General features: G+C 72.3%; 16 protein-coding genes and 1 tRNA gene. 9 read left to right on the top strand and 8 right to left on the bottom strand.

The annotated features are described in order from the left end of the window. Window positions 1–76 precede the first annotated feature (76 nt). Together AC07CM_RS14975 and AC07CM_RS14970 are read left to right on the top strand one after the other, a co-directional pair. Window positions 77–1,213: an acyl-CoA dehydrogenase family protein gene (locus AC07CM_RS14975; RefSeq protein WP_478876795.1), complete on the top strand. Its 1,137-nt coding sequence runs from the start codon at window positions 77–79 to the stop codon at window positions 1,211–1,213. Continuing rightward, window positions 1,210–1,608, top strand: a complete 399-nt coding sequence (locus AC07CM_RS14970) for a RidA family protein (RefSeq protein WP_478876794.1) — start codon at window positions 1,210–1,212, stop codon at window positions 1,606–1,608. The genes AC07CM_RS14975 and AC07CM_RS14970 overlap by 4 nt, the downstream gene beginning before the upstream one ends. Window positions 1,609–1,612: 4 nt before the next feature. Here AC07CM_RS14970 and AC07CM_RS14965 read toward each other — a convergent pair whose 3' ends face one another. Then, window positions 1,613–1,807: a DUF5999 family protein gene (locus tag AC07CM_RS14965; RefSeq protein WP_478876793.1), complete on the bottom strand. Its 195-nt coding sequence runs from the start codon at window positions 1,805–1,807 to the stop codon at window positions 1,613–1,615. A 233-nt stretch (window positions 1,808–2,040) separates the two neighbouring features. Between AC07CM_RS14965 and AC07CM_RS14960 the strand changes: the two genes are divergently transcribed. Beyond that, entirely contained in the window at window positions 2,041–2,466 is a 426-nt protein-coding gene (locus tag AC07CM_RS14960; protein WP_478876792.1) for a DUF6299 family protein, read from the top strand. A 190-nt stretch (window positions 2,467–2,656) separates the two neighbouring features. Here AC07CM_RS14960 and AC07CM_RS14955 read toward each other — a convergent pair whose 3' ends face one another. From AC07CM_RS14955 to AC07CM_RS14935, 5 genes are all read right to left on the bottom strand, one after another. Beyond that, complete coding sequence (locus tag AC07CM_RS14955; RefSeq protein ID WP_478876791.1) at window positions 2,657–2,851, bottom strand: acyl-CoA carboxylase epsilon subunit; 195 nt, start codon at window positions 2,849–2,851, stop codon at window positions 2,657–2,659. Between the two features lie 11 nt (window positions 2,852–2,862). After that, the gene (locus AC07CM_RS14950) at window positions 2,863–4,407 is read right to left on the bottom strand and encodes an acyl-CoA carboxylase subunit beta (protein WP_478876790.1); all 1,545 of its coding nucleotides are present in this window, start codon (window positions 4,405–4,407) and stop codon (window positions 2,863–2,865) included. A gap of 32 nt (window positions 4,408–4,439) precedes the next feature. Further along, entirely contained in the window at window positions 4,440–4,874 is a 435-nt protein-coding gene (locus AC07CM_RS14945; RefSeq protein ID WP_478876789.1) for a hypothetical protein, read from the bottom strand. A gap of 108 nt (window positions 4,875–4,982) precedes the next feature. Continuing rightward, window positions 4,983–5,768, bottom strand: coding sequence for an AfsR/SARP family transcriptional regulator (locus tag AC07CM_RS14940; RefSeq protein ID WP_478876788.1), 786 nt, complete (start codon window positions 5,766–5,768; stop codon window positions 4,983–4,985). Between the two features lie 307 nt (window positions 5,769–6,075). Continuing rightward, window positions 6,076–6,172, bottom strand: a tRNA-OTHER gene (locus AC07CM_RS14935). Between the two features lie 174 nt (window positions 6,173–6,346). Here AC07CM_RS14935 and AC07CM_RS14930 point away from each other — a divergent pair. The 6 genes from AC07CM_RS14930 (at window position 6,347) to fabI (ending at window position 11,628) form a co-directional block, all read left to right on the top strand. Then, a complete protein-coding gene (locus AC07CM_RS14930) occupies window positions 6,347–7,354 on the top strand; it encodes a DUF2156 domain-containing protein (protein WP_478876787.1) in 1,008 nt (335 codons plus the stop codon). 25 nt (window positions 7,355–7,379) lie between these two features. Further along, window positions 7,380–7,529 carry a hypothetical protein gene (locus tag AC07CM_RS14925; protein WP_478876786.1) on the top strand — a complete coding sequence of 50 codons (150 nt, stop codon included), beginning with the start codon at window positions 7,380–7,382 and terminating at the stop codon, window positions 7,527–7,529. 346 nt (window positions 7,530–7,875) lie between these two features. Then, entirely contained in the window at window positions 7,876–8,991 is a 1,116-nt protein-coding gene (locus AC07CM_RS14920) for a fatty acid desaturase family protein (RefSeq protein WP_478876785.1), read from the top strand. A gap of 147 nt (window positions 8,992–9,138) precedes the next feature. Beyond that, window positions 9,139–10,506: an MFS transporter gene (locus tag AC07CM_RS14915; protein WP_478876784.1), complete on the top strand. Its 1,368-nt coding sequence runs from the start codon at window positions 9,139–9,141 to the stop codon at window positions 10,504–10,506. A gap of 28 nt (window positions 10,507–10,534) precedes the next feature. Then, window positions 10,535–10,864, top strand: coding sequence for a ferredoxin (fdxA, locus tag AC07CM_RS14910; protein ID WP_478876783.1), 330 nt, complete (start codon window positions 10,535–10,537; stop codon window positions 10,862–10,864). Then, window positions 10,861–11,628 (top strand): enoyl-ACP reductase FabI, encoded by a 768-nt coding sequence (fabI, locus tag AC07CM_RS14905; RefSeq protein WP_478876782.1) that lies wholly within the window; start codon window positions 10,861–10,863, stop codon window positions 11,626–11,628. The genes fdxA and fabI overlap by 4 nt, the downstream gene beginning before the upstream one ends. A gap of 69 nt (window positions 11,629–11,697) precedes the next feature. Here the strand turns inward: fabI and serS are convergent, their stop codons facing one another. After that, window positions 11,698–12,975 carry a serine--tRNA ligase gene (gene serS / locus AC07CM_RS14900; protein WP_478876781.1) on the bottom strand — a complete coding sequence of 426 codons (1,278 nt, stop codon included), beginning with the start codon at window positions 12,973–12,975 and terminating at the stop codon, window positions 11,698–11,700. Further along, window positions 12,968–14,443 (bottom strand): APC family permease, encoded by a 1,476-nt coding sequence (locus AC07CM_RS14895; RefSeq protein WP_478876780.1) that lies wholly within the window; start codon window positions 14,441–14,443, stop codon window positions 12,968–12,970. The genes serS and AC07CM_RS14895 overlap by 8 nt, the downstream gene beginning before the upstream one ends. Window positions 14,444–14,449 lie beyond the last annotated feature (6 nt).

Below are 14,449 nucleotides of genomic sequence, written 5' to 3'. Positions count from 1 at the left end.
GGAGCGTATCGTGTTGGTGACGACAGTCAACGGTGCGCGATACGGTCGGGTGACTGCACGGGAGAGGGGACCGGCGATGCCTGCATTCTCACTCGAACCGGAACGAGCGGCCTGGTGTGCCGAACTGCGCTCCCTGGCCGCCGAACGGCTGCGCCCGCTAGCCGAGAAGGCCGAGCCGGGCCGGGTCAACCGGCCGTTGGTCGCGGAACTGGGCCGGCTGGGTCTGCTCTCCCGCCTCTTCGCCGCCGGCGCCCTCGACCTCTGCCTGATGCGGGAGTCCCTGGCCTACGCCTGCACGGAGGCCGAGACCGCCCTCGCCCTGCAGGGCCTGGGCGCCCATCCCGTCCACGCCCACGGCACCCCGGCCCAGCGGGACCACTGGCTGCCCGGCGTGACCGACGGCAGCGCGGTGGCCGCGTTCGCGCTCAGCGAGCCGGGAGCGGGGTCGGACGCGGCCGCGCTGGAACTGCGGGCGGATCCGCAGGGGCCGGGGCGCTGGCTGCTCACCGGGCAGAAGTGCTGGATCTCCAACGCCCCCGAGGCGGACTTCTACACGGTCTTCGCGCGGACCACCCCCGAGGCCGGCGCCCGCGGGGTGACCGCCTTCCTCGTGCCCGCCGACCGGCCCGGCCTCACCGGATCACCCCTGGAGATGCTCTCCCCCCACCCCATCGGCAGCCTCGACTTCGACGCCGTACCCGTGACCGGGCAGGACGTGCTCGGGGAGGTCGACCGAGGGTTCAGGGTCGCGATGGGCACGCTCAACCTCTTCCGGCCCAGTGTCGGCGCCTTCGCCGTCGGCATGGCCCAGGCGGCACTCGACGCGACCGTCGACCACACCGCGGGGCGGGACGCCTTCGGCGGCAAGCTGATGAACCTTCAGTCCGTCGCCCACCAGGTGGCCGAGATGGCCCTGCGCACGGAGGCGGCCCGCCTGATGGTGTACGCGGCGGCGACCGCGTACGACGAGACGGCACCGGACGTGCCCGGACGGGCCGCGATGGCGAAGCTGCTGGCCACCGAGACCGCGCAGTACGTCGTCGACGCGGCCGTACAGTTGCACGGAGCCCGGGCGCTGGAGCGGGGACACCTGCTCGAACACCTCTATCGGGAGGTGCGCGCCCCGCGGATCTACGAGGGCGCGAGCGAGGTCCAACGGAGCATCATCGCCAAGGAGTTGTACGCCACCGTCGCCCGGGAGGGCCGCCCGTGACGACCGAGCGCGTCAACCCGCCCGAGCTGTCCCCGCCCACGGGCTTCTCGCACGCCGTCGTCGCCTCCGGCTCCCGCGTGGTGTTCCTCGCGGGCCAGACCGCCCTCGACTCCGACGGCAAGGTCACCGGCGCCACGCTCCCCGAGCAGTTCGAGAAGGCGCTCGGCAACCTCCTCACCGCCCTCGCCGCGGCCGGCGGCACCCCCGCCGACCTCGCCCGCGTCACCGTCTACGCCACCGACGTCGCCGCCTACCGCACCCACGCGCGCCGACTGGGCCGCATCTGGCGGGACCTGGCCGGCCGGGACTATCCGGCGATGGCGGTCGTGCAGGTCGTACGGCTGTGGGACGAACAGGCGCTGGTGGAGCTGGACGGGTTCGCCGTACTGCCGTAGCGCCTCAGGCCGCCACGGCGAGCCGCTCGGCGGGGACCCGGCGCGGCGGGACCACGCTGCCGTCCGGGTGCAGTTCGCCGGTGTCGTCGAAGACGATCGAGCCGTCGCACAGCAGGGCCCAGCCCTGTTCCGGGTGGGCGGCCACGGTGTGCGGGGCGCCGGACTCGGAAGCCGTGCACGAGATCTGGTAGGAGCACATGGCGCACCTCCACAGCGGATGTGAGGGGCCGGCGGGTCGGTCGCCGCCCGGCATGCTTAGACCATGCTCCCGTCGTGAACGCCCCGGAACCGCCCGTCGTGAAGCGTGACAACACGCGGACAACTCCTGGACGGTTCCATGACGCGCCACCAATGGGGTGACGATCACGGCCGCCGGCCCGGGCGCCCGGTACCAGTTGAGGTCCCCCACCACATGGAACCGGGAGGCATCCCATGCCCGTACGCCCTGTCCTCGCCGCCGGCCTCGGAGCCGCCGCGCTGCTGTGTGCCGTCGCCGGACCCGCCGCCGCCGACGCCGGCGAGAGCATCACCGTCGACCCGGTCGGCGTCATCGCCCCCGACGGCACCGTCACCCTCTCCGGCACCTACCGCTGCACCCCCGGCACCGGGCCGGTCCTCATCAGCGCCTCGGTCGCCCAGGCCGACCCCCGGAGCAAGTACCCCATCGGCGGCAGCAGAGCCCTGTGCGACGGCGCCGAGCACGGCTGGGAGAACTCCGGCAGGCTCTTCGCCGACTCCCTCGAGGCCGGCCCGGCCCGGGTCGAGGTCACCCTCATGGAACTGCGCCCCTCCGGCATCGTGCCGCTGCCCTTCTTCCACGCGGAGCAGGAGCAGGACATCATCCTCACCCAGGGCTGACCGCCCCCGACCAGGGGGGGGGGGCCCCCGGGCGCGGGGGGGGGCCGCGGTGTGGGGGGGGGGTGTGGGGGGAGGGCTCAGCCGGGGGGGGTGGGAGAAGACCCCCCCCCCCCCCCCCCCCCCCCCCCCCCCCCACCCCCCCCCCCCCCCCTCCCCCCCCCCCCCCCCCCCTCGGCGTGGGCGGCGGTCGTCAGGAGCGCTGCCAGCTGTGGGGTGCGTGGAAGCCGTGGGGGCGCCAGGAGGTGGTGCCGGGGGAGGACGGCTCGGTGCCGTGTCCGGCCAGGGCGCTGCGGCTGAGCAGCAGCACCGCGAGGGCGGCCAGCTCCTCCTCGGTGGCCTCGCCCTTCTCGACGCGGATCGGGGGAGTCGGGGATGTGGGGGACATGCGGGCCTCCGTCACTGAGGGGGATTGCCGTGCTTGCGGGCGGGGCGCTCGGCGTGCTTGGTGCGTAGCATCGCCAGCGCGCCGATGAGCACGCGACGGGTGTCGGCCGGGTCGATCACGTCGTCCACCAGGCCGCGCTCGGCCGCGTAGTACGGGTGCATCAGCTCGGCCTTGTACTCCTTGACCAGCTCGGCGCGCCTGGCCTCGGGGTCGTCGGCCTCGGCGATCTGCCGCCGGAAGATGACGTTGGCCGCGCCCTCCGCGCCCATCACCGCGATCTCGTTGGTGGGCCAGGCGTAGGTCAGGTCGGCGCCGATCGTCTGGGAGTCCATGACGATGTAGGCGCCGCCGTAGGCCTTGCGCAGGATCAGGGAGATACGGGGCACGGTCGCGTCGCAGTAGGCGTAGAGGAGTTTCGCACCGTGGCGGATGATGCCGCCGTGCTCCTGGCCGACGCCCGGCAGGAAGCCGGGCACGTCGAGCAGGGTGACGATCGGGATGCTGAACGCGTCGCACATCTGCACGAAGCGGGCCGCCTTCTCGGACGCCTCGATGTCCAGGACGCCCGCCAGGGTCTGCGGCTGGTTGGCGACGATCCCGACGACCTGGCCGTCCAGCCGGGCCAGTGCGCAGATGATGTTCCGCGCCCAGCGCTGGTGCACCTCCAGGTACTCGCCGTCGTCGACGATCTCCTCGATCACCCGGGTCATGTCGTACGGCCGGTTGCCGTCGGCCGGCACCAGGTCGGCCAGTGTCTCGCAGCGCCGGCCGGCCGGGTCGTCGCACGGCACCGGGGGCGGGTTCTCGCGGTTGTTGCGGGGCAGCAGGGAGAGCAGGTAGCGCACCTCCTCCAGGCAGGTCTCCTCGTCGTCGTACGCGAAGTGACACACGCCGGAGGTCTCCGCGTGCACGTCGGCCCCGCCCAGGCCGTTCTGCGTGATCTCCTCGCCGGTGACCGCCTTGACCACGTCCGGGCCGGTGATGAACATCTGCGAGGTCTCACGGACCATGAAGACGAAGTCGGTGAGCGCGGGGCTGTAGGCGGCACCTCCGGCGCAGGGTCCGAGCATCACGCTGATCTGCGGGATGACGCCGGACGCGGCCGTGTTGCGCCGGAAGATGCCGCCGTAGCCCGCGAGGGCGGTGACGCCCTCCTGGATGCGGGCGCCCGCGCCGTCGTTCAGGGAGACCAGGGGCGCACCGGCCGCGATGGCCATGTCCATGATCTTGTGGATCTTCGCGGCGTGGGCCTCGCCGAGCGCCCCGCCGAAGATGCGGAAGTCATGGGCGTAGAGGAAGACGGTACGGCCCTCCACCGTGCCCCAGCCGGTGACCACTCCGTCGGTGTACGGCTTCTTCGCCTCCAGGCCGAAGCCGGTCGCCCGGTGCCGGCGCAGCGGCTCGACCTCCTGGAAGGAGCCCTCGTCGAGGAGCAGGCCGATCCGTTCGCGCACGGTGAGCTTGCCCTTGTCCTTCTGGGCGGCGGTCGCCTTCTCGCTGGGGCCGGCGAGCACGCGTGCGCGTATGCCGGCCAGTTCCTCGACCTGGGACCTCATGTCTCCCCCTGGTTACCTGATGTGACGGAACGTCAGTCGGACAGTCGGCGCAGGCCGCTCGCCTGGAGCGCGGCGAAGGCCGCGACGACGGCCGCCTGCAGCACGGTCCACACCGTGCCGACGGTGTTCGGGCCGAACCAGCCGAAGACCGCGGTGGCGACGGACGCGACCGCCCACAGCGCGTTGGCCTCGATCACGGCCTTGGTGGCAGCCGTGTTCGGTACCGGGCGGCTCGCCAGCAGCGCCACCAGGCCGCCGTACACCGTGAGGAACACGCCGATGCCGTGCAGCAGTCCGGTGCCGAGGCCGAGCAGGTCGCCGACGGGGCCGGCGGCGAGCAGATAGATCAGGCCGTTGCCGGCGGTCACGGCCGCGTCCAGCGCGAGGAAGGTCCGTAACGGGCGGGCCGCGACGGCACGGGCGGGCGGATGCGTCGCCGCGTGCGCCGGGGTCTGGCTCGTGGTCATGGGGCCTCCGGAGATAGGGGGGTCTGATTCCACTTGCCCGTCGAGCGTGACAAGGCGGGCTGACCGGTGGCTGACGGGGCGCTTACGCGGCCCTCGGGCGGCTGCCCGTCAGACCGGCTGGAGGCGGGCGTCGCCGGTCAGGGCGGGGTCGTGGGAGAGGATCGCGTGCTCGACCCGGCGCAGGGCGGGGGAGGGCTGGATCCCCAGTTCGTCGTCGAGGTGGCGGCGCATCCGGCGGAAGACGTCGAGGGCGTCGGCCTGCCGTCCCGAGCCGTACAGGGCGATCATCAGCTGCTCGCAGAACCGTTCCCGCAAGGGGTGGTTGGTGTGTGCCTCGGCCAGCTCCGCGAGCACCGCGGCATGGCGGCCGAGGCGCAGCTCGGCGTCGAAGCGCAACTCCATGGCCCGCATCCGGTACTCCTCGTAGCGGGCGCCCGCCAGCTGGCACATGGTCCCGCCGGCGAACCCGCCGAAGACGGGGCCGCGCCACATCCCGAGCGCGTCGCCGAGCAGCCGCGCGGTGCGGGCCGCGTCGTCCGGCGCGGCGGACTCGGCCAGCCGCACCGCCCTGATGAACTCGGCCGCGTCCAGCTCGCCCTCCCCGATCCCGAGCCGGTATCCGGAGGGGTGGATGGTCACCCGCGAGGCCGGCCGGTCCGGCTCCAGCTCCCGGAGTCTGCGGCGCAGCCTGCTGACATGGGCCTGGAGCGCGTTGGCCTGGTTGTCGGGGACGGAGTCCCCCCACATCTCCTCGGCCAGGCTCTCCCCGGACACCGGCTGACCCTCGCTGACCAGCAGCGTCTGCACCAGGGTGCGCTGCAGATCGCCCGAGACGTCCGCCGGGCCGGCGACGGTGAGTATCTGCAGGGCGCCGAGAACGGAGAACCTCAGCATGTCTTCCCCCCTTTGATGACAATTCCTGGCGTAGGTGCTTCTTTCCGGGGTCGTGCTGCGGTGAAGGGACAGGGCGGCCGAACGCGCCGCGCCCCGGCGGGCGTCTGCTTCCTGGACGGCCCGCCGGGGCGGTTGCTCCGCCGGGACGGGGGGCGGCCGGCGGCTCCTGGGGCATCCGGTGCCGCATCGCCTTCGACGCGACACCGGGGTGGGAAAAGTTCGTTCCGCGCGCCGGGTCGGTGAATTCGATTTCACCCGCGTACGGAATTTCCGGTCCGACTATGGTTTTCGACGGTGACTCCAACAGTGGCGGAGAGGGCAGGATTTGAACCTGCGTGGGCCGTCGCCGGCCCGACCTAGAGGCGTGCTCATGGTCCCCGATCAGCCACTCCGGGCACCTCTCCCTGCTTCCGGCCCGGTTTCCCGTGCCGTTCACGTGAACCACAATGGCAGTGCCCGCTGACGGAATGCTGACACGCTTCTGACGCAGGCAATGAATTCCTTGTGGCCCTTTTCCCGGACAACCTCTCGGTGCTGTACTCCCTTCGATGGAAAACGCTCCCGAAAGGGGTACGGGAATGACCGCGACCACCACCAAAACCATCACGGACAACCCGGTTCTCGACGCCGTGCGCGCCCACACGGCCGCCGAGAACCCGAGTTCTTTCCTGGCGCTCAACAGCGGAAACAGCACCTTCACCGTTCCGGGCACGGACGGTGTCGTCGTCTACCGCCGCACCGGCCGCTGGGCCGTGCAGTTCGGCGGCCCCTTCGCCGCCGAGCAGGACTACGGCACGCTCCTGGAGGCCTTCCGGCAGTACGTGCGCGACGAGGGCCTGAACCTCGTCGGCGTCCAGCTCCAGCGCACCGACGCCGAGCGCTACGCCCGGCTCGGCTTCACCGTCAACCAGGTCGGCGCCTCCTGGGCGGTCGGCCTGGCCGAGTTCACGCTGCGCGGCACCAAGTTCATGCAACTGCGCAACAAGATCTCCCGCGCCCACCGCAACGGCCTGACGATCCAGGAGGTCGACGCGGCCGACGTGCAGGACGCCATCGCCACCATCGACCAGGCCTGGCTCGGCTCCAAGGGCGGCGCCCAGCAACTGGAGTTCCTCGTCGGCCAGATCGGCGGCGAGGCCCAGGCGCACCGCCGGCTCTTCACCGGCACCATCGACGGCGCCCCGGTCGCCTACATCTCCTACTCGCCGGTCTACGGCAGCCGGGCCGGCTGGATGCACGACCTCAGCCGCCGCATCCCCGAGGGCTCCCCGGGCCTGATGGAGGCCATCAACGCGCACGCCATCGAGACGTTCCGGGCCGAGGGCGTCGAGTGGCTGCACTTCGGCTTCACGCCGTTCACCGGACTGGACGCCGGCCACGAACTCGACGGCCACAGCCCCGGGTTCCAGTGGCTGATGCACGCCCTGTGGGCCGAGGGCGCGGCCCTGTACCCGGCGCAGACTCAGCTGTCGTACAAGCAGAAGTGGGCCCCCGACGTGGTGATTCCCGAGTACGTCGCCTTCGACGGACCGCAGGCCTCGCTGCCGGGGTTCGCCCACATCTTCCGTGCCTGCAAAGCCTTCTGACCCGCACTCACCGAAGGAGACCGACATGAGCCAGTCCACCGAGGAACTCCAGCACGCCATGGTCGAACAGCTGATGGCCGTCATCGGGGCCCCCGACGACGAGACGGTCGCAGAGGCCGCCGACTCGGTCGTCCGCGCCCTCGACGAGCGGCTGCGCGGCGGGGCGGCCGCCTGAGCCGCCGTGGGCCGGCCGCCGGGGCGCGCCGGAGGCGAACGGGCCGGGGGCAGCGGCACCGCACACCCGGTCAGACCGGTATCAGTGCCACATCAGCGCTCCACGGAACGCTGGACGCACGTTCGCCCGGCGGTCCGGGCCCGGGAGCACCGCACTGTGCTCCCGTCGCCCGGGTCCGCCGGGCGGGCACCGGGCCCTGTCGTCGAACTCCCGCCTGCCGCGCGACAGGACCCGACCCGCGACGGTGACCGCGCGCGGGAGCTGAAGTCGACTCGCGGCGCCCGCAGGTCCGCGGGGCAGCGGCGCCGCCGCCCGATCCGGGCACTTCTCCCAAGGAGAGCAACGCATGCAGCGTCCGCACATACAAGAGGCCGGGGCCGCACTGGCCGCCGGCGGAGGCGCCGGCGCAGGGCAGCGCACCGGTGCCTCGGCGACCTTCGCCGAACTGCTCAAACGGGTCAAGGCCGAGGGTCTGCTCGACCTCGATCCCCGGTACTACGTGGGCAAGCTGGCCCTCAACACCACCCTGCTGCTGATCGGGTTCGCCGCCTTCTTCGAGCTGGGCGACTCCTGGTGGCAGCTCCTGACCGCCCTGTGGATGGGGCTGTGCGGCGGCCAGTCGGCGTTCATGTGGCACGACGCCGGCCACAAGGCCATGTTCCGCAGCAAGAAGGCCGCCTCCGCGGTCGGCTACTTCCACGCCAACCTGGTCAACGGGGTCAGCTACGGCTGGTGGGTCAACCACCACAACAGGCACCACAGCAACCCCAACCACCTGGACATGGACCCGGACATCGGCCGGCGCACCGCCATCTTCGACATCAAGCAGTACCCGAGCCGCAAGGGCACCCAGAAGCTCGTCGTGCGCTACCAGAGCGTGCTGTTCTTCGTGCTGCTGGTGCTCGAGGGCTTCAAGATGCTGAAGACGGCCGTCCTGTCGATCGTCCAGGGCAAGACCAAGCGACCCGCCCTGGAGACGTTCCTCATCCTGCTGCGCGCGGCCGTCTACCTCACCCTCGTCTTCACCGTGCTCTCCCCGCCCCTCGCGGTCGCCTTCATCCTGGTCCAGAACGCCTCGCTGGGCGTCTACTTCGGGATGATCTTCGCCCCGAACCACAAGGGCATGGAGGTCCGCGACGGCGCGGAGGAGACCTTGGACTGGCTGGAGCGCCAGGTCCTCACCTCCCGCAACATCCGGCCCAGCAAGCTGATCGACTTCCTCTACGGCGGCCTCAACTACCAGGTGGAGCACCACCTGTTCCCGGCCATGCCGCAGAAGAGCCTGCCGCGGGCGCGGGAACTCACCATGGAGTACTGCGCCGAGCGCGGGGTGCCGTACCACGAGGTCGGGTTCTGGGCCTCGTACCGCGAGGTCGCGTCCTTCCTGCACGAGGTCAGCGCGCCCGTGCGGCGCGGTGACGTGGAGGAGCAGATCCGGCGCCGGGCCGTGGAAGCGGCCTGACGCGCAACCCGCCCGTCCGTACCACCACTTCCCCCACACCCCCCACATCCCGGCCCCCGGGCCGCACGCCCGGGCCCGCCGGCGGCCCGGGCGGTTCCTTCCCGGGAGCGAAAGAGTTCGCAAGGAGTCCCCAAAGGAGCCAGCCCCATGTCCCAGACCACCGCGGCGGCGGGCGGAGTCACCGCTCCCGCCCCGATCGGGGTCCGCCTGGACCGCATGCCGATCACTCCCCTGCACCGCAGACTCACCGCGGTCATCGGCGTCGGCCTGTTCTTCGACACCTTCGAGAACAACCTGTCGGGCACCATCGGCAAGGTGCTGCAGAGCGACTTCGGCTTCGGCGCCACCTCGCTCAAACTCGTCCTGGCCTCCGTGTTCGTCGGCCAGTTCATCGGTTCCCTGACGCTCGGCCGGATCGCCGACCGGTTCGGCCGGCGCCGGGCCTTCCTGGTCAACCTCGCCATCTACTCGGTCTTCTCGCTGCTCGGGGCCTTCTCCCCGAACGCCACCTGGCTGATCGCCACCCGCTTCCTCGCCGGTGTCGGGATCGGTGCGGAGCAGGCCCTTTCCGACTGCTACCTGGCCGACGTGCTGCCCGCGAGCAAGCGCGGCCGGTTCATCGCCCGGGCCTACACCCTCGCCTTCTGCGGAGTGCCCGCGGTGGGCTTCGCCGCCCTGTGGCTGGTGCCGCTGACCCCGCTCGGCGTGGCCGGCTGGCGCTGGCTGTTCGTGCTCGGCGCCCTCGGCTCGGCGGTGGTGTGGTTCCTGCGCCGGCAGCTGATCGAGTCCCCGCGCTGGCTGGCCGCGACCGGCCGCACCGAGGAGGCCGAGCGGCTGGTGTCCCGGATGGAGGCGGAGGCGGCGGGCCTCGGACTGCCCCTGCGGACGCCCGAGCCGGCGGCCCGGGACGCCGTGGAACCCTCCCGCCTGCGGGACGTCCTGCGGCCCGGCATGCTCCGCCGCACGCTCGTCCTCTGGCTGTTCTGCGTGCTGTCGGTCGTCGGCTACTACGGCTTCGGCACGCTCGCCCCGCAGATCGTCGCGGCCAAGGGCTACGGCGTCGTCGCCGGCCTCGGCTTCACCGCGCTGTCCTTCCTCGGCTACCCGGTGGGCTCCGCGCTCGTCCTGCCCGTCGTGGACCGCGTCGAGCGGCGCACCCTGGTGGCGCTCTCGGCGACCGCCATGGTGCTGGCCGGACTCGGCTTCGGCTACGCGGACTCGGCCGCGCTGATCGTCACCTGCGGTTTCGCCTACACGCTGTTCAGCAACGTCTTCTCCAGCGTCTCGCACGTGTACCTGTCCGAGCAGTACCCCACCGCGATCCGGGCCACCGCCTCCGGCGCCGCCTACTCGCTGTCCAAACTCAGCGCCGCCGCCCTGCCGTTCGTGCTGCTCCCGGTGCTGGACACACACGGCGCCGGTGCGCTGTTCGGCGTCATCGCCGCCGCCATGGCCGTCCTGGCCGTCACCGTGCTGACCCTGGGCGAGCGCACCACCGGCACCCCGGTCAAGTGAACCACCCTGCCCTTACAAGGAGTTGAGCATGGCCTACGTCATCGGACTGCCCTGCGTCGACGTCAAGGACCGTTCCTGCATCGACGAGTGCCCCGTGGACTGCATCTACGAGGGACAACGCGCCCTGTACATCCATCCGGAGGAATGCGTGGACTGCGGCGCCTGTGAACCGGTGTGCCCGGTCGACGCCATCTACTTCCAGGACGACCTGCCCGAGGAGTGGGGCGACGACCACGCGGCCTCCAACGCCGCTTTCTTCGAAGGCCTCGGCGAACCCGGCGGCGGCAGCGCCCTCGGCCCGCAGGACCATGACTCCCCGCTGGTCAGCGCGCTGCCCAAGGGGGTGTCGGTGGCATGAGCGGCATCCTCGCCGGCAAGCGGATCCTGGTGACCGGGGTCGTCACGGACGCCTCCATCGCCTTCCATGCGGCCCGGATCGCGCAGGAGGAGGGCGCCGAGGTCCTGCTGACCGGTTTCGGCCGGCTCACCCTCATCGAGCGCTTCGCGGCCCGCCTGCCCAAGCCCGCTCCGGTGATCGAGCTGGACGTCACCGACCAGGGCCACCTGGACAGTCTCGCCGAGCGGATCGGCGAGCACGTCGACTCCCTCGACGGAGTCGTGCACTCCATCGCCTACGGCCCCCAGGGCGCCTTCTCGTTCCTGGACGGCACCTGGGACGACGTGTCGACGGCCGTGCACGTCTCGGCGTACTCCCTGAAGTCCCTCACCACGGCCTGCCTGCCCCTGCTGGAGCGGCGCGGCGGCTCGGTCGTCGGGCTCACCTTCGACGCGGCCGTCGCCTGGCCGCACTACGACTGGATGGGCGTCGCCAAGGCCGCCCTGGAGTCCACCAGCCGCTACCTCGCCCGCGACCTGGGCGCCCGCGGCATCCGCAGCAACCTCGTCGCGGCCGGCCCGCTGCGCTCCATGGCCGCCAAGTCCATCCCGGGCTTCTCGCAGCTGGCCGACGTCTGGGAGACCGAGCGGGCCCCGGCCGGCTGGGACCTCGCCGACCCGGACCCGGCGGCCCGCGCGGTCGTCGCCCTCCTGTCGGACTTCTTCCCGCGCACCACGGGCGAGATCGTCCACGTGGACGGTGGGGTGCACATGATGGGGGCGTGAACGACCGAAAAGGGGCGGGAGCCGAGGTCCGATCCTCGGCTCCCGCCCCTTTTCCGTGTTCGTGCCCGGCTACTCGGTCCGGCCGCCCGGCAGGATGCGCCGGAACCCGGTGTACGGCAGCAGGGCCTCGGGCAGGAGGACCGAGCCGTCGTCCTGGACGCCCTGCTCCAGCAGGGCGGCCACCGTGCGGCCGATCGGCAGGGCCGAGCCGTTCAGTGTGGCCGCCGGCGTCTTGCGGCCGTCGGCCCGCTTGACCCGGATGTCGGCACGGCGGGCCTGGAAGGTGCCGCAGTCGGACACCGAGGAGATTTCCCGGTAGGAGTCTCCGCCGGGCAGCCACACCTCGATGTCGTACGTCATCCGTGCCGAGAAGCCCATGTCGCCGGCGGGCAGCAGGACGGTGCGGAAGGACAGTTCGAGCCTGCGCAGGCACTCCTCGGCGTGCGCGACCATCAGCTCCAGCTGCTCCTGCGCCACCTCCGGCGCGCAGATCCGCACCAGCTCCACCTTCTCGAACTGGTGCAGCCGCAGCACGCCCCGGGTGTCCCGGCCGTAGGCCCCCGCCTCAGCGCGGAAGCAGGGCGTGCGGGCGGTGAACGCGTACGGCAGCGTCCGCGCGTCCAGGAGCTGTCCGGCCACCAGGTTGGTCAGGGGCACCTCGGCGGTAGGGATCAGAAACAGCTCCCGGTCGCCGACCTGGGTGCGGAACAGGTCCTCCTCGAACTTGGGCAGTTGCCCGGTGCCGGTCATCGTGTCGCGGCCGACCAGGAACGGCACCGACTGCTCGGTGTAGCCGTGCTCGCGGGTGTGCAGATCGAGGAAGAAGTCGCCGAGGGCCCGCTCGAGGCGCGCCCCCGCACCGTGGGAGACGCTGAACCGGGCCCCGGAGAGCCTGGCCGCGGCGGGGGAGTCCAGGATGCCGAGCGCCTCGCCGATCTCGGCGTGGTGCCGGGCACCGTCCGCCGGACGAGGGGCGGGACCCCCGCGCCGTATCTCGACGGCCTCCTTCTCCGAGTCGCCGTCCGGTACGGCGTCCAGCGGCACGTTGGGGATACCGAGCAGCAGGCCGGTCAGCTCACCGGCGGCCGTGCGGGCGGCACCCTCCGCCCGCTGCACCTCGGCGCGCAGCGCGCGGGCCGCCTCCTTCTCCGCCTCGGTGGGCGGGCCGGAGCGGCGGGCCTTGGCGGTGCGGTTCAGCTCGGTGCGCAGCCGGGTCACTTCGGCCTGCGTGGCCGAGCGGGCCCGCAGCGCGCCGCTCAGGGCGTCCAGGTCGAGGTCGTGACGGCGGCGGGCCAGGCGCCGCACGGCGTCCGGACCGGCCTCGATCAGCTCGTTCGGATCATGCATGACGGTCTCCTGACAGGGCGGGGGAGGCGGGGGCGAGGTCGGGGGCGGCGGCCGCGGTGTGCCGGGTGCCGAGCAGGCGGTAGCGCAGCGGGTGGGCCGAGCGCAGCCGGGCGGCGTACAGCAGCCCGCCCAGGGCGACCAGCGGCAGCAGCCAGGGCAGGGCGGCGATCACCTCGGACGGGGAGCCGGTGAGCATGTCGAAGTTGCCCACCACCAGCCACACCGAGGCGGCGAGGCCGAGGAAGCCCAGCAGCGGGGCGAGGGTCTCCCGCCACCAGTGCCCGCCGCCGCGCAGCCGCAGCCCGAGCACGGACAGCGCGGCCAGCGCCTGCAGGGCGACGATGCCGAGGGTGCCGAGGCCGAGCATGCTGGTGGTCAGGTCGGCGTACGGGTCCAGACCGGCGACGGCGAAACCGGCCACGACCACCGCCGTCAGCGCGCTCTGCGCGAGGCTCGCCCGGTGCGGGGAGCGGTGCCTGGGGTGTTCGGCGGCCAGTCCGCCCGGCAGCAGGCCGTCCTCGGCGAGGACCTGGGCATAGCGGTTGGCGGCGCTGTGCAGGGCCAGCGTCGCCGCGAACAGGCTGGTGCACAGCAGGATCTGGAGCCCGGTGCTGCCCGCCTTGCCGAGGAAGTCGTCGCCGAGGACGAAGAACAGGTCGCCCATCTGCTTGCCCGCGACCTCGCGCACCCGGTCGCTGCCGACGGCGCCGACCGCCAGCCAGCTGGTGAGGGCGTAGAAACCGGCGATCAGGGTGACGGCCGCGTAGGTGGCGCGGGGCACGCTGCGCCGCGGGTCCCTCGCCTCCTTGCCGTACAGGGCGGCCGACTCGAAGCCGATGAAGGAGACGAACGCGAACATCAGCGAGACACCGGCGCCCTGCCCGGCCGCGGTGTGCGGGGAGAAGGACGCGGCCGGCAGGGCGTGCAGGCCGTGCCGCGCCAGGATCGCCACGTCCAGGGCGGCCAGGACGCCGATCTCGCCGAGCATCAGCAGGGCCAGCACCCGGGCGCTGAGCGCGATCTCCCGGTACCCGAGCACGGCCGTCAGCAGCAGACCGACGGCCGCGCACCACTCCCAGGACACCGTCAGACCGTGGGCGGCCAGCACGAGCTGGGTGAAGTAGCCGAGCGCGCCCGCCAGTCCGATGGTCGCGCAGTTGTAGGAGAGCAGCGCGACATAGCCGGCGGCGACCGCGGGCGGGCGCCCGAGTCCGTCGGCGACGGAGGCGTAGAAGCCACCGGAACCCCCGGTGCGGCGGGCGCTGACCGCGTAGCCGACCGAGAAGCACAGCAGGGTGACGCCGGCGAACAGGAAGGCCGCGGGTACGCCCGCGCCGTCACCGAAGGCGAAGGCGAGCGGAACGGTGCCGACCATGGCGGACAGCGGAGCCGCGGCGGCGACGATCAGGAAGAGGATGTGCCCGGTACCGAGCCGGCCGGACCGGGGCGGGGAACCGCTGGTGGACATGGAGAC

Source organism: Streptomyces sp. NPDC044061 (assembly GCF_056434305.1).
The sequence above is the reverse complement of the archived record's forward strand: the minus strand, read 5'-3'. Positions and strand labels throughout refer to the sequence as shown.